The sequence below is a fragment of the Clostridium sp. AWRP genome (assembly GCF_004006395.2).
Classification (GTDB): Bacteria; Bacillota; Clostridia; order Clostridiales; family Clostridiaceae; genus Clostridium_B.
Genome location: NZ_CP029758.2, coordinates 3,415,173 through 3,435,249 on the forward strand (window position 1 = coordinate 3,415,173; position 20,077 = coordinate 3,435,249).

23 protein-coding genes and 1 pseudogene are annotated in these 20,077 nt (G+C 30.0%); 9 read left to right on the plus strand and 15 right to left on the minus strand.

Annotated features, from left to right (window positions below; genetic code table 11):
• Positions 1-26: 26 nt before the first annotated feature.
• Positions 27-281 (minus strand): helix-turn-helix transcriptional regulator, encoded by a 255-nt coding sequence (locus DMR38_RS15705; RefSeq protein WP_127722207.1) that lies wholly within the window; start codon positions 279-281, stop codon positions 27-29.
• A gap of 160 nt (positions 282-441) precedes the next feature.
• Here DMR38_RS15705 and DMR38_RS15710 point away from each other — a divergent pair, with 160 nt between their 5' ends.
• The 3 genes from DMR38_RS15710 to DMR38_RS15720 all read left to right on the plus strand — a co-directional run bounded on the left by DMR38_RS15710 (position 442) and on the right by DMR38_RS15720 (position 2,212).
• Positions 442-1,038 carry a helix-turn-helix domain-containing protein gene (locus DMR38_RS15710; RefSeq protein ID WP_127722208.1) on the plus strand — a complete coding sequence of 199 codons (597 nt, stop codon included), beginning with the start codon at positions 442-444 and terminating at the stop codon, positions 1,036-1,038.
• A 25-nt stretch (positions 1,039-1,063) separates the two neighbouring features.
• Positions 1,064-1,522, plus strand: a complete 459-nt coding sequence (locus tag DMR38_RS15715; protein WP_127722209.1) for an ImmA/IrrE family metallo-endopeptidase — start codon at positions 1,064-1,066, stop codon at positions 1,520-1,522.
• A gap of 108 nt (positions 1,523-1,630) precedes the next feature.
• On the plus strand, positions 1,631-2,212 hold the full coding sequence (locus tag DMR38_RS15720; protein WP_127722211.1) for a hypothetical protein: 582 nt from the start codon (positions 1,631-1,633) through the stop codon (positions 2,210-2,212).
• A 134-nt stretch (positions 2,213-2,346) separates the two neighbouring features.
• Here the strand turns inward: DMR38_RS15720 and DMR38_RS15725 are convergent, their stop codons facing one another.
• The 3 genes from DMR38_RS15725 to DMR38_RS15735 are packed head-to-tail and all read right to left on the minus strand — an operon-like array spanning position 2,347 to position 6,719.
• A complete protein-coding gene (locus DMR38_RS15725; RefSeq protein ID WP_127722212.1) occupies positions 2,347-3,516 on the minus strand; it encodes an iron-containing alcohol dehydrogenase in 1,170 nt (389 codons plus the stop codon).
• Positions 3,517-3,547: 31 nt separating this feature from the next.
• Positions 3,548-5,521 (minus strand): FAD-dependent oxidoreductase, encoded by a 1,974-nt coding sequence (locus tag DMR38_RS15730; protein ID WP_127722214.1) that lies wholly within the window; start codon positions 5,519-5,521, stop codon positions 3,548-3,550.
• A gap of 28 nt (positions 5,522-5,549) precedes the next feature.
• Positions 5,550-6,719: an MFS transporter gene (locus tag DMR38_RS15735; protein WP_243124322.1), complete on the minus strand. Its 1,170-nt coding sequence runs from the start codon at positions 6,717-6,719 to the stop codon at positions 5,550-5,552.
• Between the two features lie 273 nt (positions 6,720-6,992).
• Between DMR38_RS15735 and DMR38_RS15740 the strand changes: the two genes are divergently transcribed.
• Positions 6,993-8,558: a helix-turn-helix domain-containing protein gene (locus tag DMR38_RS15740; RefSeq protein WP_127722217.1), complete on the plus strand. Its 1,566-nt coding sequence runs from the start codon at positions 6,993-6,995 to the stop codon at positions 8,556-8,558.
• Positions 8,559-8,666: 108 nt separating this feature from the next.
• Here DMR38_RS15740 and DMR38_RS15745 read toward each other — a convergent pair whose 3' ends face one another.
• The 4 genes from DMR38_RS15745 to DMR38_RS15760 all read right to left on the minus strand — a co-directional run bounded on the left by DMR38_RS15745 (position 8,667) and on the right by DMR38_RS15760 (position 11,514).
• Positions 8,667-9,296, minus strand: a complete 630-nt coding sequence (locus tag DMR38_RS15745) for a flavodoxin family protein (RefSeq protein ID WP_127722218.1) — start codon at positions 9,294-9,296, stop codon at positions 8,667-8,669.
• Between the two features lie 224 nt (positions 9,297-9,520).
• The gene (locus DMR38_RS15750; RefSeq protein WP_127722220.1) at positions 9,521-10,102 is read right to left on the minus strand and encodes a hypothetical protein; all 582 of its coding nucleotides are present in this window, start codon (positions 10,100-10,102) and stop codon (positions 9,521-9,523) included.
• Between the two features lie 186 nt (positions 10,103-10,288).
• Positions 10,289-10,477 carry a hypothetical protein gene (locus tag DMR38_RS15755; RefSeq protein WP_127722221.1) on the minus strand — a complete coding sequence of 63 codons (189 nt, stop codon included), beginning with the start codon at positions 10,475-10,477 and terminating at the stop codon, positions 10,289-10,291.
• A gap of 599 nt (positions 10,478-11,076) precedes the next feature.
• A complete protein-coding gene (locus tag DMR38_RS15760) occupies positions 11,077-11,514 on the minus strand; it encodes a hypothetical protein (RefSeq protein ID WP_127722223.1) in 438 nt (145 codons plus the stop codon).
• A gap of 174 nt (positions 11,515-11,688) precedes the next feature.
• On the opposite strand from DMR38_RS15760, the gene DMR38_RS15765 reads away from it, so the two are divergent.
• Positions 11,689-12,216, plus strand: coding sequence for an amidase domain-containing protein (locus DMR38_RS15765; RefSeq protein WP_127722224.1), 528 nt, complete (start codon positions 11,689-11,691; stop codon positions 12,214-12,216).
• 113 nt (positions 12,217-12,329) lie between these two features.
• Here the strand turns inward: DMR38_RS15765 and DMR38_RS15770 are convergent, their stop codons facing one another.
• Together DMR38_RS15770 and DMR38_RS15775 are read right to left on the minus strand one after the other, a co-directional pair.
• A complete protein-coding gene (locus tag DMR38_RS15770; RefSeq protein WP_175413032.1) occupies positions 12,330-12,959 on the minus strand; it encodes a VanZ family protein in 630 nt (209 codons plus the stop codon).
• An 83-nt stretch (positions 12,960-13,042) separates the two neighbouring features.
• The gene (locus DMR38_RS15775) at positions 13,043-13,531 is read right to left on the minus strand and encodes a DUF4829 domain-containing protein (RefSeq protein ID WP_127722227.1); all 489 of its coding nucleotides are present in this window, start codon (positions 13,529-13,531) and stop codon (positions 13,043-13,045) included.
• A gap of 1,193 nt (positions 13,532-14,724) precedes the next feature.
• Here DMR38_RS15775 and DMR38_RS15780 point away from each other — a divergent pair.
• Positions 14,725-14,928, plus strand: coding sequence for a helix-turn-helix domain-containing protein (locus tag DMR38_RS15780; protein WP_127722229.1), 204 nt, complete (start codon positions 14,725-14,727; stop codon positions 14,926-14,928).
• A 170-nt stretch (positions 14,929-15,098) separates the two neighbouring features.
• Here the strand turns inward: DMR38_RS15780 and DMR38_RS15785 are convergent, their stop codons facing one another.
• On the minus strand, positions 15,099-15,731 hold the full coding sequence (locus DMR38_RS15785; protein WP_127722231.1) for a CatB-related O-acetyltransferase: 633 nt from the start codon (positions 15,729-15,731) through the stop codon (positions 15,099-15,101).
• A 237-nt stretch (positions 15,732-15,968) separates the two neighbouring features.
• A complete protein-coding gene (locus DMR38_RS15790) occupies positions 15,969-16,373 on the minus strand; it encodes a GNAT family N-acetyltransferase (RefSeq protein ID WP_243124323.1) in 405 nt (134 codons plus the stop codon).
• Positions 16,374-16,490: 117 nt separating this feature from the next.
• On the opposite strand from DMR38_RS15790, the pseudogene DMR38_RS15795 reads away from it, so the two are divergent.
• A pseudogene (locus DMR38_RS15795) lies at positions 16,491-16,577 on the plus strand (recombinase family protein); the annotation flags it as partial.
• A 358-nt stretch (positions 16,578-16,935) separates the two neighbouring features.
• On the opposite strand, the gene DMR38_RS22575 reads toward DMR38_RS15795, so the two are convergent.
• Complete coding sequence (locus tag DMR38_RS22575; RefSeq protein ID WP_279230788.1) at positions 16,936-17,070, minus strand: hypothetical protein; 135 nt, start codon at positions 17,068-17,070, stop codon at positions 16,936-16,938.
• Positions 17,071-17,227: 157 nt separating this feature from the next.
• Here DMR38_RS22575 and DMR38_RS15800 point away from each other — a divergent pair, with 157 nt between their 5' ends.
• Positions 17,228-17,794 (plus strand): hypothetical protein, encoded by a 567-nt coding sequence (locus DMR38_RS15800; RefSeq protein ID WP_127722233.1) that lies wholly within the window; start codon positions 17,228-17,230, stop codon positions 17,792-17,794.
• Between the two features lie 311 nt (positions 17,795-18,105).
• Here DMR38_RS15800 and DMR38_RS15805 read toward each other — a convergent pair whose 3' ends face one another.
• Together DMR38_RS15805 and DMR38_RS15810 are read right to left on the minus strand one after the other, a co-directional pair.
• Positions 18,106-18,300, minus strand: coding sequence for a hypothetical protein (locus tag DMR38_RS15805; protein ID WP_013239402.1), 195 nt, complete (start codon positions 18,298-18,300; stop codon positions 18,106-18,108).
• A gap of 376 nt (positions 18,301-18,676) precedes the next feature.
• On the minus strand, positions 18,677-18,871 hold the full coding sequence (locus DMR38_RS15810) for an alpha/beta-type small acid-soluble spore protein (protein ID WP_127722235.1): 195 nt from the start codon (positions 18,869-18,871) through the stop codon (positions 18,677-18,679).
• A gap of 241 nt (positions 18,872-19,112) precedes the next feature.
• On the opposite strand from DMR38_RS15810, the gene DMR38_RS15815 reads away from it, so the two are divergent.
• On the plus strand, positions 19,113-19,874 hold the full coding sequence (locus DMR38_RS15815; protein ID WP_127722236.1) for an MBL fold metallo-hydrolase: 762 nt from the start codon (positions 19,113-19,115) through the stop codon (positions 19,872-19,874).
• Positions 19,875-20,077 lie beyond the last annotated feature (203 nt).

Genomic DNA, 20,077 nt, shown 5'->3' on the forward strand with positions numbered 1-20,077 from the left:
ATGTTTCAACGTAATATTTACCTATATTAACTTGCTACATCATTTGAACTTATAGGTTTCACTGTTTTTTCACTACACTTTTCGTGTGTATTATTTTCAAAAAATATCCTATCTATATTTACGTTAAACCTTCTCTTTAATTTTTTAATAAAATTAAAGCTTGGATTTCTCTCACCTGATTCAATTTTAATATAGAAAGACACTGATATTCCTAGTGCAAGAGCCATATCTTTTTGACTCATACTTAAAGATTGTCTAAACTTTATTAATTTAAAATTCATATTTTCTCCTCCTTGTTTACTCTTTTTATACACTTATCGTGTTCTGTTTGTTTTATATTATCACACTAAATGTGTTTTGTAAATGTTTTTGCACACTATTTGTGCAAATTAGTTTTAAATAACACATTTAGTGTTAAAATATAAATATGAGGTGAATCACATGTTTGGAGAAAAATTAAGAAAATTAAGAACCAGCAAACACATGACACAACAAGAGCTTGCAAAAATTTTAAGAATTTCTTCTAGCACTATCGGTATGTATGAACAAAATAGAAGGTCGCCAGACATAGAGACATTAAAGATAATAGCTGATTATTTTCAATGTTCTACTGATTATCTGCTTGATAAAGAAAAAGATTTAGAAGATATAAATTTTCCTAATCGATTAAAAGAGTTAAGACTAGAAAAGGGATTAACCCAAATTGAATTAAGTAAATATTTGAATATAGACAAAACAACTTATACCCATTATGAAAAGGGTACAATAGCCCCCGATATAAAAACGCTAAAATCATTAGCTAACTATTTCAATGTATCAGTTGATTATTTACTTAGAAATTCAAATGACAAAGTTGTCCCTAATTATAAAAATGACACACCATCTGAAAAAATATCAAAATTAATAAAAGAAAATAACATAAGAACATTAGCAGCACATTTTGATGGCAAAGATATAACAGATGATGATGTTGAAGATATAAAAAATTTTATAGAATTTGTTGTTGAGAAAAGAAAGAAAAGGGGGAAAAACGACTAATCTACTTTTAATATGGGGGGATTCTATGACATATGACGAACTTCTTAAAGAAGTACAATCGCAAGGTATAGATGTAATCGAAATGGATATAGGAAAACATAAAGGATTATATGCAGATAATATTATAGCATTATCTAAAAACATAGAAACGACAAAAGAGAAAGCATGTATTCTTGCTGAAGAACTAGGTCACTATCATAAAACTTATGGAGAAATAATAGATAAAAAAAACACAAGTAAAATGAAGCAAGAAAAGATAGCTAGAAATTGGGGATATGAAAAGCTTATAGGCATTATCCAATTAATAAATGCCTTTGAAAGAGGTATTAAAAGCAAACAAGAATTAGCCGAATATTTAGACGTTACAGAAAAATTTTTAGGACAAGCTATTCAACATTATAGAGAAAAATATGGTACACGTTATGAAATAGATAATTATATTATCTATTTTGAACCAACATTGTTTATTGTAAAAATATTTTAATAAATTTAGTTCATATTAACAAATGAAAAATATATTGTAAAATATATTATGTTTTACAATATTAATTCGATAAATTAATGAAATATTTTATAAAGGAGTGTACTAACTATGTCTAATACTATTAATTCTTTGCTTTCTTACTTGAATAATATAAATACAAGTAAGCAAGTTTCGCAAAATTCAATTTCAGATTCAAATAATTCTTCTGATAATTCAGATAGCTTAATTTCCAGCTTAGGTTCGGACTCAGTTAAACTTAGCCCTAAAGCACTAAGTGTTTTAAGCTCTTTACAAAATTCTAACACCAATACATTTAGTTCTGCATTAGATACCCTAGTATCAAACGGTACTATTACATCAGCACAGGAAAATTCTATTAAAAGTGCTTTTATATCCGCAAGAAATTCTTCTTTATCGTACTCGGGTACTTCAAAAAATAATTCTCTATTTCCTTTAGATGCTCTAGTATCAAAGGGCACTATCACTAAAGATCAAGAAAATTCCATAAAAGAAGCTTTCATATCCGCAAAAAAATCTTCTTATACTAAAAAGTTACAGAAACAAGCCCAATCAATATTACAAAATCCTATACTAACAAAAAATCCTGAATTACTTCTAAATTCAGATTTGTATAAGAAAAATAGTAATTTTAGCTATATTCCAGATACTTCATATTTAAATAAATTATAATATAGCAGTAAATAGAGCGGATGCGTACATCCGCTCTATTTTTTGTTGTTTTGCAATATAATATTACTTTCATCAATAAGTTTTAGCATATATTTTTTTACTATACTTGTAAAATCTAAAGAAAACTATAAACTTTATTGATAACCGTCATATAAAGTTTCTAATGTTGTAACTACATCTTGTTCCGTAATCGTTCCTCCAAATGACATACATAGTGGTTCTTTATAAATCATAGGTTTTGCAGCTAATATCTGTTCCTTTGTAAATCCCTGCTCTTTAAAAGAAGGAATTTGGATTTCTTTGCACAACTTTCTAACTGCATCACCTACTGCCTTTCCAATTGCTTCTGGTTCTTCTGACCAAAAAGTAACTTCCATAATTTCTCCAATTTTTTTCATTTTCTCAGGATATGTTTTAGCAGCAAATTCTATAATAGCTGGAGTTACTAACGCACAGCATATACCATGAGGAATATGGTATATATGCCCCAAGGCGTGTGCTGTTGAATGTCCCATATGCACTCCTGACTCATTAAATGCGATACCTGCAAAATTACTTGCTAAAGCTAAATTTTCTCTTGCTTCTGCATTGTTTATATCTTTTACTGCAATTGGCAGCCATTTTGTTATTAATTTAATAGCTTCGTAAGCTAGCAAATCAGAATGTGGTGTATTTTTTCCTTCCGTTAATGCTTCGTTGGCATGTGAAAATGCATCCATTCCTGTAAATGCTGTAATAAATGCCGGACATCCAACTGTAAGTTCTGGATCTACAATTGCATAATCAGGGGGACACGGAAGTCCAATTTTGCACTGCATTGTTTCCGAAGAAATAACTGATACAAAGGTACTCTCTGAACCTGTTCCTGAAGTTGTAGGAATTAATAGCATTGTAAGCGGCTTTATAGCATAATTCTTTTGACCGGTTAAATAAAGTACAATTTCCTGTAATACTTCATCACCATTTGGAATTACTGCTGCAATAGCTTTTGCACTGTCAAGCGTACTACCTCCGCCAACTCCTACAATGCCATCAACTGATTTTTCTCTACCTATAGCTGCTGCCGCTGCTACTGTATAATCCGGGCAATCTGTTTCTACGCCATCCCATATAACGACTTGCACATCCTCCTCTCTTATAATATTAGCTACTTTTTCCGCATAACCAATTTCTGAAATTTTCTTATCTGTTACTAATAATATTTTGTTCATACCCAATTCTTTTGCCTTTTTACCTACTTGCTGTAAAGTTCCATTTCCAAAAAGTACTGGTGATAGTTGTGTGTAAATTCCTGATTTTAACATTTATTATTTCCCCCTTTTTCAACTTATTATTTTATAATTCAAATGCTGCTTTATATCCACTGCCAACAGCTGCCTCAATACGCCCTGCCTTTGCCGCATCGCCAAGTAATACAACCTTGTCAAATACTTCCCTTATTTCTTCTACCAATTCTTTATTAGATGCTGTTCCCAAAGAAACTACTACTGCATCAAAATCAAAATTTTTGGTTTCCTTAGTATTTGTCGTTTCTACTGTCACAGTAGTTCCATCAATTTTTACCAACTTATGTTTTGGATATAGTTTAATTTCATGTTCTGCTATTCTTCCCATAACATCAATCAGGTTTTGAAAAAATATTCCAGGTCCTATTTCATCTGCCATTTCAAATACTGTTACCTTATTGCCTTGTGATCCCAATAATTCTGCAGTCTCAATTCCTGTCATGCCTGAACCAATAACACCAACCTTTTTACCTTTAAGTGTTACTTTTCCACTCAAAATATCCACTGGTGTATAAACCTTTTCTCCATCAAGTCCTGGAATAGATTTTGGCATTATAGGATTAGATCCTTGTGAAACAAATACTGCATAGGGATTTAATGCTTTTATTTCATCTATTGTTGGTGCATGATTTGTTTTTACCTCAACACCAAGTTCATCCAATTTCCCTTTTTGGTAATCAATTAACCATGCTGTTTTTTCCTTTTTAGGAGGCTTAGAAGCATATACAATTTGTCCACCAACCTTAGAATTCTTTTCAAAAACAATTGGCTTGAATTCACGTTTTGCTAATATGCGAGCTGCTTCCATTCCTGATGGTCCGGCACCAATAACTACAACTACACGTCCCTTACCATCTTTCTTTAATAAATGGTCTCCATATTGATTTTCTCTGCCTCCCTGATAATTAATTGCACATGCCATAGGTGCTTGTCCCATATCTGCAGACATTAACGTTTCCATGCAATACAAGCAAGAGATACATTTTCTAATACTTTTTTCTTTTCCCTCCTGTGCTTTATTTCCCCATTCTGGGTCAGCAAAGAACTGCCTAGCTGATCCTATAAAATCTACTTTTTCTTCTTGAAGAATCTTTTCTGCAAATTCTGGCTCACGAATTACAGATACACCAATTACCGGGATAGAAACTGACTCTTTAATCTTAGCTGGAATATTAATTTTCCATCCTTGATCAAAGCCAACTGGTTCCCAGGATGTATTCATTGTTTCATAAATACCACAGCTTACATCAAGTGCATCAACTCCTTGTGCCTCTAAATGCTTTGCAATCTTTACTCCTTCATCTAAATTTATTCCCAATTCCGGATATCCTGCATAACCCATACATTCATCTGCAGAATATCTTACAATAATAGGATAACTTGCTCCACATTCCTTACGAACTCCTGCAATAATTTCATCTAAAAATCTCATACGGTTTTCAAAACTTCCACCATATTCATCAGTTCTTTTATTCGTATACGGACTTAAAAATTGACCAATCATATAACCATGTGCTCCATGAAGTTCAACTGCGTCAATTCCAGCTTTCTGCAGCCTTTTAGCTCCTTGAATAAATCTATCGATTGTATCTTTAATTTCTTCTTTTGTCATCTCATGAGTTGGTTGATGAACCACCTGGCATTCTGTAGCACTAGGTGCTTGCATGCTTGTATTTCCATTGATTACTGCTATACCCTGGCGGCCTGGATGATAGAGTTGAACAGCTATAACTGAACCATATTTATGAATTTCATCTGCCATTCTTTTCAATCCCTCAATGTATTTATCATCATCTACTGCTATCTGCCTGCAATTTCCTTTTCCAATTTCTAAATTGATGCAAGCACACTCTGTAATTACAAGCCCTACTCCACCTTTTGCTCGTTCTCCATAAAATGCTATATCTGATTCTGAAACACTTCCATCTGGTTCTGCCAAATGGTTACCCATTGCAGTCATAACTATTCTATTTCGCACAGTCATTGAACCAATATTTTTTGACGAAAATAATTTTTGATACATATTTTTTCCCCCTCCAAGCTGTATATTTTTAAATTACTTGCCTATTTTTTTTAATACCCCAAGCCAACATCAGTATAGTCAATACAGCTGCCACAACTGCTCCTATGATGAAACACATAAAGTTTACACCGCGGCCACTGCTAATTGATGCGGAAATTGGATTAATAATATACGGGCAACAAAATTGGCCAAAATTTTGTGCACAGGTTACAACAGAAATTGCCATACCTGCTGAAAATCCATCTACAGACATACCTGTATTGATAAAAATACCAGGCAAAGCAGCAGAAACGGCCATACCAACAAGTATGCTGCCAATATGACACATAACCATACTGTTAGCAAATGCTATGACTACATAAGCTACCACCAGCATCAAACATCCAACTGCAATTGCACAGTTTTTAGTTATCTTTGCCAGACTGCCATATAACAATCCCATAATAATACCGCCAATTGCAAAGAATGCTAACCCTAACCCTGAATCTGCAGCAGTTCCAAGATTTTTTTCTGTTACAAGAAACGACAATGAAATAGAATATACTTGTACACTTATAAATAATATAAACATGAATATAGCCCATCCCCATGTAGCACTTGTAAGTTTTGTTTTTTGCACATCACCTGTTGTTGTCATTTTTTCTGGTTTTGTATTTGGCACCATAACTGCTACTAAAATTAGTGATATGATTGCAAGTAGATGTATATAAAATACATAATTCCATTTCACTTCTGTTAGCCACCCACCTGCAAATACCATAACAGCCGCTCCTGCCATTTGACTTGCTTGTAACGTACCCTGTACTTTTTGTTGTTCAACTCCGCTAAAATTATCAGCAACAATGGCAGTGCTAACAACTTGACATATGCCTATACCAACACCAAGTATCCCTCTCATAATCAAAATAGTTGTAAAAGATGTCATAAATGCAGGTGCTGCTCCACCTATAAGGAAAATTATAATGCCTGCCAATGCAATATTCTTTTTGGAAATCGTTTGCATAAGCTTGCCGACTACAATAGTTGTAGGTATAATTACAATACATGGTATTGAAATTAGATTCTGAATCATCGTTTGTGACGCTTCAGGAAATTTAGCTCCTATTGTCGATAAAGAACTAGAAATACCGATAACACCCATCATTAATAATCCAATGCCGTAGATTCCTAACTTGATTTTACTTTTTGCATTTTCCATAAACATTTCTCTCCTTTCATATATAGGGTTATTTCTTAAACTAATTTTATCACGTACCTGCCTTTCAATGCATCGTCTAAAAGTGAAATTGTTAAATTATTATCATTAAATATATTGCATTTTATTTTTATAATTTATTGATAATTTATTAACTCTAGTTTGCAATAAATTGCAATATACTTCATAATGTCGCATGTTTAGACACCTATCATCTTGCTTGTTTACACTACTTACTATATAATTTAATAAAGACTATATTATGGAGGAATTATTATGGCAGTAAAAATTAACAGCTTATTAGAATTTCTTTCAGAATTTAAACCAACTTCTACATGTAAATGTTATCATGAGGTGCGTACTTTTCGTTTGTTAAATAACAATTTAAGTAACCTACATTCAGACTGTATCTACATAGGTAAAACTTCTCAACTAGCATCTATTCAACCAACTGTACCAACAACATTTTTGCTGATAAAGGATAGTGACACTTTTGCGTATGATTCTTTAGTCCCTAAATGTGACTATATCTACGTTAAACCTAGTACAGATCTAAATATGCTATTTAACTCAGTACAGGATTATTTTGATAATGCTATGTATGTATCTGAATGTGCCCTCAAAATTATGCAATTAAATAAGAATACTTCTACTTTGCAGGAAGTACTTGATTTAGGCCTGGAGCTATTAGGAAATCCTCTCTTGCTAGTAGATGTTTCACTTTGTTTTATCGCTCATGCTGGTGGTAATACCGTTATTAATGAACCTCTATGGGAATGGACATTATCTAAAGGATATGTAACTGAAGAATATGTTAACTCTGTAATAATGGATGGATTAGCTGATGAAAGAACTTATCCTCAAAAACCTCTTTTAATATGGGAAAAAGGCATTTTAAATCATGACCAATTAGTTTTTCGTATTTTATACAATAATACTCCTGTAGGATATCTTAAAACATTAGCATATAATAAGCCAATATCTGAAACTGATCAACAAATTATTACACTCATAGGAAATTGTCTTTGCCAGTTTTTAACTAATAATCATGCAGAACAGGCTTCTTGTTCTCCCCTAATAGAATCATTTTTAATATCTCTATTAAATGAAAAATTATATGATCATAATGCAATTAATGAGCGCATACACCAATTTAATCTAAAATTATATGATAATTTGATATTGATAGTTATTCAACTAAAAAATGACCTTTTGCAAGACAAAGATAAAGCCTTTCTATTTAAACGAAAGCTTCAAAACTTCTTGGGGCGGGATAACATTGTATATTACGATAATCACCTTGTAGCTCTTTATGATTATAAATCAAAAGAACCATTCACAGAATTTGAATGGACTAATTTTGAAAACTTATTAAATTCTTTTAATTGTCGTGCTGGTATTAGCTTACTATTTAACAATCTTTATTCATTGCCTGAATGTTACCGTTCTGCTTGTGAAGCTCTGCATACCGGTTGGAAATTACATTTTTCCAAACCCATTATTAAATATTCAGATATTATTCTTCAGCATGTTTTCTTAACTTACGCCAATCAGAAGGATTTGTCACCTTTGATCCATCCAGCTATAAAGACTTTGCAAGAACTAGAATCAGATAAATACCACATGTTACTAGAAACCATAAAAGCATATATTACCAATAGATTAGAAATTGTACCAACCGCTAAATCATTATTTACTCACTATAATACAATAAAATATAGACTTAATCGAATTGTGGAACTAACAGGACTAGACTTTACAGACTATCAGACTATATTTCAATTACAATTATCATTTCTTATTATGGACATGCTTGAACAGCTAAAAAAAACTTATGAATAAATTTAGAATCTTCTAATACAAAATAAGCACCCGTTTTAACCAGTGCTTATTTTGCATACTTGAATTGCATTACTAATCAAAATTAATAACTTTTCTTATATTCCTTATTTAGACTCCTAAAGACTCCAATAATTTCCCCATACTATTAGCTTTAAGGATTGTATCTTCCTGCTCTTCAAAACTAGGTGGAAGATGTTTCTTTTCAATTTTATCCAAAGGACCATATTTCTTAACCACATTCCCTGCATTACATTTGTGACCAAATCCACATGTGTAACATTGGGAATATCCATGAGCGGATACAGCACCAACTACTGACATCTTATTAACCATCATAGATTTTTTTATAATCATATTGACTAAACTTGCCCCTTGCTCACTATAACTAGCACTAACTGCTATACCAATCTTACCAGATAAACTAAAAGCTTCTCTGTGTCGAAAGCAAAAAGTTCTTTCCAAGCATGCATGGCCAAGAGCATTTATAGTCCCTCCATAATTAGGTGCTCCAAAAACAATTGCATCTGCTATTAACATTTTTTCTGCTATTTCATTCCAATCATCTTTAACTTTGCACTGATTATCAGCGGCACAGAGTGTGCATCCAATACAACCATTAATTTTCTTACCTGACAATGAAATGTATTCATACTCTGAATTACTTGCTTCCAATATAGCTTTCACTGTCTTGCTGGTAATTCCATCTTTTCTGCCGCTTGCACTAATTCCTAAAATCATATTATTCATCCCCTTAATATATTTAATGTATATTACTATACTAAGTATTACCCTTATGTTACTGTCACTTATCTGTTATTTGTATTAAGTAGTATTCTATATTGAATTAAAAATTCCTTTTCTAAAATCTATCTCTTGCAAAGAAATCATTACAGTTAATATAAAAAATAAAACCTAAAATAGCTTTTACACTACTCTAGATTTTATTTCTTATTGAACCCTGGTTACGATACGTTACCTTCAGCTGCTGTATCATCCTTTTGTACAGGAGTTACAGTATTCTGCATATTAACTAGTTTTTGCTTTAACTTTTCATTTTCTTTCTGTACTTCAGCTAAATCTTGCTGAACCTTTTGAATTTGTGCATTTTTTTCAGCTTCTGTAGGAATAGCATGTCCTATGTCATTTACTGCCTCTTGGATAAAATCACTAATAAGCTTTTTTTGATTCATTGTAGGTTCCACATTAATTTCCTTAAGTGCAGCATATACCGTGTTCTGAGCTGCCTTAAATCTGTCTTCATCAGTTTTTAATATTCCTGAATGATATAGTTGTTCAGCTGCTTTTACACCTGCTTTTGCTTTTTGTTCCATCCAATCTATTAAACTTCCAGCAGGTTTTAAAGCAGGGAATGTCTCTGAAATTTTTATAAGTGGTTCTGTTGCAGTTAAAACTTGTTCTGTTGTGTTTAATACCTTGTCTACATTAATGTTCCTTTTGTTCAAATAAGGTGCTAACCCAAATATACCTCCAATTACACCAACTAATACTCCACCTATGGCTACAATATCATTTACGCTAATCATATCATTTTCCTCCACTTTAAATTTATCCGATGACTACTTGCTCTAAATATCCGACTTTTAGTATACCAATGCCTCAATTTAGAGTATTCACCAAACATCTAATTTGTTCATGTAGTTTTTCTATTTTTAGTACAAAAATATCTATAAAACACTCAATATAGATTAGCGCGAATTCGGTCAAAAATTTTAATATAAACTTTCTATTACTTTTTTCGCATTTTCCATTTTTTCATATGTATTTTCTAATATATGTTTTTCTAGCATTTCATAAAACAACATACCCATCCCATTATTTCTTTTATGTCTATTTTCATATTCATTATTTAAATTTCTACAAAATTCATCATTAGATTTAATAATTGGATACACTCTCATTTTATCACCCCTAATTATATATTCGAAACATATATTATATGTTCCAGTTTTATTTTTTCTAAGATTATTTCTTACGTATTTTCATATATATACGAAACACGCGCATCACTTTTTAGGATATCATTTAAAAAATCTTTTCTATTACGCAAAATATGCATCCTAGATGACGGATGCATATTCTACAATAATAATTGGGGATCTAATTTTATCTGATGGCTACTACTGTAACACTCCCACTAAATAAGATTCATTGATATACTTTCTTGTGGCAGTTGCACTTAAGTTTAACGTGCCCTGCAACTACAGACACAAGGATGATAATTACCTTTACTTTTCTTTCATAATATGTAAATACATTATTTTCATTTTCGCTAAGGCTATTTCCTTAGGACACTTATAAGTATATACGGTATTTGTTACGATTTAATGTCATACAAGTAAATTATTTATTTATTTTTTGAATATACTGTAAATAATATAAGAATAAGCACCAGCTTTAACCAGTGCTTATTTTGCGTTATATAAGATATAATCATACTTTGTATTTCCCTGCTGCCTTAAGTTTCTTTCTAAATTAAAACTATTGTTTGACAAATCACTTACTTTTTCCACGGAAAATTCCACCTTCCATAAAATACTGATTTACAAACGTAAAAACCTCTTATAGTATTACAGAGTATTTTAATTATAAGTGCAATAGATACTACTATAATTCCTATAAGAACCATATTAAATAGTAGCCAGCTTACATCTAATAAACTAAAACTAAAAAGTAATACAATATGGTTTACTACGCTTATCAAAAGCATTTTAACATTTAATCTTGTCTCCTTTATAAGAAGGTTTATACACAAAATTGATAAAACAATTACAATTGTTTTTAGTTGAAATGTCAATATAAATATTCCCATACCGTTTTCGGGGTCATACCAAGGTGACCATTTAAAGTTAGTGGTTGTTATTAATATTTGAGCAGCAATTAAAAGCACATCTAGCACACCAGCTAACGAAATTAACATAAGTTTTGCTATTTTCATTTTCCACCCCCATAAAATCTTCCATATACCAATTCCATAAGTTAATATTATCATATTTTTGAAATATTTCGTACTAAAAAGCCTTCGATATATCCCAAATTCTTAACGTCTTAGTACGCAAAAATATTCATTGATACATAAAATGTAATTATGAATATTTTTATGGAGATTAATATGAAGTCATTTAGACAAAACCAATATTCCAGGGCTAATGCTGTAAAATACGCCATTATATATGCGCTTAAACCTAACCCTACTTATAGATATTTTCCTCTAACAAATAATAACACTAGTGGTGACTGTGCTAACTTTGTTTCTCAATGTTTACACGCCGGTGGTGCACCTATGAATTATAGCACTAGAAACCCATGGTGGTATAAACATAGTAGCATAAATATAAATAGAGATACTTGGTCTATATCTTGGACAGTAGCAAATTCTCTTTACTGGTACTTGAAAATAAATCAGGCGTCACATTTGCCCGGTGCCAAAGGTTTAGAAGTTCAAAATGTTTCTTTACTTAAGCCAGGCGATCTTATATTTTTTGAAGATAACAAAGGCTTTATTTTCCATTCTACAATAGTTACATCACTCTTACACAATAAACCACTAATATCTCACCATTCTTTTGAGGCTTTGAACATACCATACCAAAGTTCATGGCCAGCATATAAAATGCATTTTTTGAAAATAAGCATTTAAAGTATAGCTGCGAAAAAGGGAGGCTCAGCTTCCCTTGAATTATTATCTCATTTTTATTACACAAATTTATTATGCAAAATAGGCACCCTATTTTTTTATACAAGATAGTAACATTAAAATTTATAAAGAATTTTAGCCAAACCAAATTCATTAAATATAAAGAAACGTCCTAAAAACATAGCACAAATAAATATAAAAGGTTCTATCTCCAAATAACTTGTCTGTATATCTTTCTTTTTCACTCTATTAATCATCTTATACAAACAATAACCTACTATTGCTCCCAAAGTATTCAGTATGAAATCATCAATATCTGTACGTCGAGTATTGAAAAGTTGACTTAATTCTATTAGTATAGAAAAAGAACTTCCAATAATTACTGACTTCCATTTGTTCCAACTTGTCCAAATTAGTGGAATTAAAAATCCAAGAGGAATAAACAATATAATATTTAAAACATATTCTACTACATCTGTATTTCCAGAAAAAGGTATTAGGTTAACTTCATTTGGGTTTATTTTCAATCCATACATTTTAATATTATATAATGTTCCAGCACCCGTAAAATGTAGAACTCCAAAAATATAAACTGCAAAAATAAAATTCCAAATTAAATTTCTTTTTTTATTTCTCATTTCATCTTTTCTAAATACTGACTGTAGAATCACATATGTGATAAAAAACGGAATTAAAACAGAAAGCATTTCATATCCAATCAAAATCCAATTACATATATCACTCATTATAACTCTCCTTTCCTCATACACATCAAACATATTATTTATAATTATCTACTTGCAATTTGTATAACTTTTCATCTTCCTTATCATTCTCCAATTTCATCAATTAACCATGGTGAATTCTTATCTTTCCTAATAAGTGTACACCATTTTTGCTGAGTTCCACTTTCTTCAGCTGCAACTGCTCCTTTTTTATATTTCACATTATATTCGATTTTATATACTTTTACATTTTCTTTCTTGACACCATTAATACTTCCTCTACCATTAGATATATAACCATCTTTAAAGGCAGGATTCGTTTCTTCTTTAACAGAAATAAGCTTAATATATTCGCGAACATCAAATCCCCATTCCACATTTGGCGCCTTCTGCCATTCAGTTATTGTTGTAAACAAAGCCTTTTTATTCTTCTCATTAAGATACTTAAAATAATTTTCCACTACTTGCTTAGGTTGCAATAACCTCTGTGAATCTGACGCTTGTTTTTGCGAACTAGTCTGTTGTGTTTTTGTTGTAGAGCAGCCAGTAAGTATAATAAACAAAGATAAGATTACCAATACTATCTTTTTCATTCTACACCCCCATAAAATCTTTCATATACCAATCCTATGAGTTAATATTATCATATTTTCTAAATATTTCATACTAAAAAGGTTATAAGCTTTTTAAATGTCATCTATATGTATTACAGCACTATGCGTAACAGCTATGGTGATTATAGGAACATATTTAAAAGATAAATTAGTACTTCTTTTAAATGTAGAACTCTGGATTCGAATTTTTCCAAAGATAAGTTTAGATATCTATCCATATCTGTTAATAACACTCAATTTAACACATTTTCTCCACTATAAAATATAATAGCCGCTGACATATATAACTTATGTGTTAATCCTTCTTATTTTTCAATAAACTTATATGAAAGTCTAAAGGCAATTTTAATTTTTTATAATATGTTACTCTTATCATACTAAAAGAAACTTTATAGACACTGAATCTCCTCAAAGCAAAATAGGTATCCTAAATGACGGATACCTATTTCACACTATAATAAAGGGGATCTAATCTATATGCTTTTTGTGGTGGTTGCATTTAAATTTAATGTGCCTTGCAACCACAGACACAGATAGCTTTTTACTTTTTTATGATATTATAATTATACAAAATATTTGTTACAATTTAATGTACTATAAATAAACTAATTGTCTATTTTTTTAATATTTTGTAAATAATATTAAGATAAGCACCAGCTTTAGCCAGTGCTTATTTTCGTTTATTCAAGCAGTTATCATATAATCCCTACTGCTCACTAATGCTATTATATAGCACTTTATAAAAATTATAACAAGTATATCACAAGCTAAGCTTGTTACATTTTGTGTAATCATTTTATATTTTTACTATTATTTATTATAGTTTACTTGACGTTCGCATAGTAGTTCTCTATAATATAATTGCAGGGAGGTGATAAGGATGAGTAAAAAGAAGAAGTCAGAATGGTCGGATAAAAAAGAAATAATCCAGTTGATCACAGCAATAACAAACTTGATTATAATCTTAATAAATCTTTTAATCATCCTGTGGAAGACATAAGTCTTCCACTCCCTTTAAAACTTCTTCTAAGTTAATAATATCATATAAAAAATTTAAACAAAAGGAGGTTTATTTATCATGAAAAACATTAATAAGTTAACTCTAGTAATAAGTATCATAAGTTTAATTATCAGTTGTATAACTCTAATAATATTGTTAAGTAGGTGATTTAATGTATCAATTTAATTCTAAAAATGAACTATTTAAATTTCTCTCTGGTAACATAATAAATACCAACGAAGCAAAGCAGATTTTAGGTTGCACAAGACAAAATATTGATGATCTAGTAAAACGTGGTAAGTTAGTTCCTATTAAAGTTTTTCCACGTGATAGATTATTCCTTAAAGAAGATGTATTAAACAGGGTGGATAAATAAATCCACCCTTAACTTTTATATAAATAAGTTCTACAAATGCCACCATGGATGCAATTTATTTGTATTGTGAACTAAAAACACCATAACATTCATTGTTGAATATTATGGCATTTATATCTATTATTCGTTTTTTATTGTTGATTCATTAAAATAAGAATAATTAGCCACAATTAAAGTAATTTATCAATATTTCCTGATTGAATGTGTTTAATATTTGCTTGGATTTTTTCATATGACCAATCCCACCATTTAATTTTCAATAATTTAAAAATTATATCATCACTAAACCTTTTCTTTATAAATTTTGCAGGTATGCCTCCAACAATAGTATAAGGTGGAACATCATTAGTAACTATTGCTCTGGTTCCAATAATTGCACCATCACCAATTTTTACACCTGACATAATTATAGCGTCATAGCCTATCCATACATCATTTCCAATTACAATATCTCCCTTATTATCCCAAGCATCTGTTATATGTCTGACGTCTAAATCCCATTCCTCATAAAATATTGGAAATGTATAAGTAGATAGTGATTTCATTGTGTGATTTCCACTTGTCATGAGAAACTTTGTTTTACATGCAATTGAACAAAACTTCCCTATTATTAATTTATCATTGTTTACAGGATACTGATATAATACATTATTTTTTTCAAAATTCCTTGGATCATTATAATAATCATTATATATTGTATAATCTCCAACTTTTATATTATCTCTTGTAATTACATTTTTAAGATATATTGTTTGGTAATCGTTACTTCTTGGATATACTTTATCTGTATTTGGAATAGTCATGTTTAACTCTCTCCTTTGTATTATGCTAATTTTCTGACTATCCCATTATTACAATACATTTCTTCATAGAATCACTCCTCGTATAATTATAGCATTTCTTCATATTGGGAACATAGTACTTTTGTAAAATGTGATTATTATTTTTATATTTTATCACCACAGTATTCAATTTTCAAAAAACATCAGTATATTCAAATTTGTAAATTAATTCACCTAAAAAGAAGATTGTATCCTAAACTAAAACTCTTTATATAAGTATTTTATATCTGGAATAACAGTCCACCCAATAGAATTCCAAAATTCTTCTGAACCAGGATTATTAATGTTAATAAATAGAAATCCTGTAGTAATGCCAACTTTTTTTAGTTCTGCTAAGGAACGTTGTTCCATCCTTCTTCCAATACCTTTATTTCTATATTCATTATAAACTGCTGTATGATAAATGGATCCTCTTCTACCATCATGTCCACATATTAAAGCACCAACTATTTTCTCATCTTTCGTACATGCTACAGAACTTAATTTAGGATTTCTATTTAAGTATTTTATTAGAATTTCTTTAGTATCAAAGTTTGTTGAAAACCCTGCATTAAAAGATATTCTCCATAATTTAAGTGCTTCTTCTAAATCACACTTTTTCATTTCACGAATTACTATTTCATCATTTATCTTAATCACCCCCATTTTCTTTTAGATTCTTACAGTTGTTTATGACATCTTTATTTACTATTCTGTATTAATTATCTTACCACTAATATTGAGTTTATTATATATGAGGACGAAAGTTTTAGTGGTGGAAATATAGACAGGCCTAAATTTCAACAAATGGCAAAAGACGCAAAGAAGGAGGTATTTAAATGGCAACAAAAGCAAATTGCATTAAAATGTTTAATTTTAACGGCACTAACTACAGGTTAAGGCAAAGAGAGTAAAAGTAATAGAATCTGATATCATAAGACAAACTAAAACTTTAATACAAATCCCTAAGACAAAATCCAATAATAGAATTGTACCTATTCCATCTAAACTAATACCGGTTTTAATAGAAACAACAGCTGATATTTATACTCATGTAATGCCAAAGCAAAAAATCAGTGCTGCAGAAAAGTTAAATGACATTATATAAATAAATTGAAATATTACTAATTCTATAAAAATAATCATTCAAAAAATTAAAAATGCACCCATTCGACTAAGTGCATTTTTAGTTTAAACTAACAACATCCTCTATATCAGCAATATCCTTAATTATAATTATATCAAAAACAGGAGCCAATATAGTAGCTCTCTTAACCTCCGAATTTATATTTCCACAAATAGTCTCCCTAAAATGCTCCAACTCTTCCTGAGACACTCCTTGTACTATATATTTTAATTTTTTCCATTGAATTATTAAATTGGTATAAATTAATTATATCCTCATACGATATATTAAATAAGCAATAATCAACCCATCTAATATTTCAAAATTACTAAAATAATTAGGAGATGTCCACTTGATAAATTTAAATAATATCAGTATAAATAAATATAATTTTAATGATAAAATTAGTAAGAAAAACAACTCTAACTCACAAGACTCAGAAGTTTATGATTTTAAACCTACATCTACTGGTGATAAACATATACTTGACCAAATAAACAGTGAGACAGACCCCATAGAAAAGCAAGAAGATTTAGTTTTGTACGCACACTTAAAAAAAGCTGGCGTAAATTTTAAAAGTTCTTCTTCATGGAAACAAGAAAAAAGTTATATAGGAAGCTTCCCTCCAACATCAGCTCCTGGATGTGTAAGACAAGCATTTAGAAAAGCTCTTTTAGATGTACCGGAAAATGAAAGAGCCCATATTGCTTTAAGTTTATCATGTGAGTATGATATGTATAGCTCACAAAATAAAACAGGAAATTCTAATAGCGTTTCTTTTTATAATGACTTTATTAAATATATGTCACAATGCAATAATTCTAATAGAGGTTTATTAGGAGAAGATGTATACAAATATACAAAAAAATCACTAAATGATTTTTCACTAAACTTACAAAAATCAACTACAAGTAGATAGTAAAAGTAAGAAATGAGTCTAATCAAAACTAGGCTCATTTTCCTTTTAATTAACATAATTAAATATTACTTTAAAATATTCATAATTTATTTCATGATTTTATTATGATAATATATATCTATTTCACTAAAATGCTATCATAAAAATAGTAAAAGTATAGCATAAATTTAAATTATATAGTGTATTTTTTGTCCAGTTTATAATATAATAATAAATATGTAAGGTTGAGTGGATTACAGGAAGCTGTATACATTCACAAAACTATGTCATGCATGAAAAAACTTATATGAGCAAGTAGCTTTTAGCCGAAGTTACTTGCTATTTTCTTTTTTAGGTTTATCTACATCGACCCTAACATCATTTAAAACTTTATCTTTTGAAACACTTGTCTTGCTTTCAAAAAACATTTTAATTTTATCTTGCTTATAACAAAATACTGATAAAATGCATAGACTTGATACTTCAGTTATGGAAAGCACTATAATGCACAAAAAGAAAAAGCTCATTCATATTACCTCCTCCCATTGTGTCAACCCATTATACCTGCAATCCACTCATATAGCATTTCCGGGAGAAGGTAAGTTACATAACATGATTTGCTGCTATTAAATACATTATATCACAGCACACCATAATTATGGGAAAATTAAAAAATAATAATTTGTAAATTTGATGAATTTTTAAAAATAATTAAATTATATCGAAAAAGATATGCTTAACTGAGGATTGATCTAAGTTCTATATATAATTATATGATATTACCTATTGAATAAATTCCTATTTAATGCTATCATTTTATTTATAAATCCATATCTTGACAAATAATAATAAAACCTGTGCCCTAATTTAGAGTACAGGTTTTACTATATATTTACTTTATATTTATTTTAAATTTTGCTCATATGCTTGAATCATTTTCTTAACCATGTTTCCACCTATAGATCCAGCTTCTCTAGAAGTTAGATCTCCATTATATCCATTTTTTAAGTTTACTCCAACTTCTTTAGCTGATTCCATTTTAAATTGATTTAATGCTGCTTTAGATTGTGGAACTACTGGTTTGTTACTATATGACATAGTACTCACTCCTTTTTTATAGTAAACTTTACTGGTTATATTTAAAGTTTATGCATTACTATAAAAATTACTCTAGGTAATTTGATAAACATTTAGTAATATTTATACATATATCTTACAAATTTATAATTTTTACGGATTTTGAAATTTTAGCATATATGTGTTATTATTTAACAATAAATAAATTTGAATTTCGTTGTGATTTATTTACAGATTCAATAAAATGGAAAGGACAAGTTAAATGGACAATTGGTTTACAATAGATCATATTGATAAGGATACACATATCATCAGCGAATACCGACATTGGGAGGAAACGCATGCCTATCTTTTAAATGGTACTGAAAGGAGCCTATTGATTGATACTGGCCTTGGCATTTGCAATATTTATGATGAAGTTATAAAGCTGACTGACAAGCCAGTAACTGCTGTGGCAACTCATATTCATTGGGATCATGTTGGCGGGCATAAGTTTTTTCCTGACTTTTATGCCCATAAGGATGAATTAAACTGGCTGAATGGAGAATTTCCTCTGACTTTAGAGCAAATAAAGGACATGGTAGTAGATCGTTGCGATTTGCCAGAAGGTTATAATGTGGACAATTACAAATTCTTTCAGGGTACGCCTACAATGGTTCTAAAAGATAATGATATCATTGATATAGGAGGACGTTCTATTCAAGTGTTGCATACGCCTGGCCATTCACCGGGACACATGTGTTTTTTTGAAAAGGAACGTGGTTATCTTTTCACAGGTGATTTAGTTTATAAAGATACTTTATTTGCTTATTATCCTTCTACTGACCCAAAAGCCTATTTGAAATCAATTGAGAGGGTTGCAACACTTCCAGTAAAAAAGGTTTTTCCAGCGCATCATAGTTTGGATATACATCCAGAAATACTCATTAGAATGCGTGATGCTTTTAGACAGCTGGAATCGGAAGGTAAATTGCATCATGGCAGTGGTACTTTTAAATACAAAGATTTTGCTATCTGGATATAATTACAAATTTTAATCTATAGTTTAATAATACAAGCTTATTAAAAAATGAATAACATTTTTTAATATCACATTATTTTCATTTTATTTCAGAGGAAGTTTAAAAACGAATAGTAGGGAAGTATTTTGAGCAAAGCAAATAAACTATTAAAATAATTAATAGTTAAAATTTTACATAAGCTTATCAGTCTAGTTATAATATTATT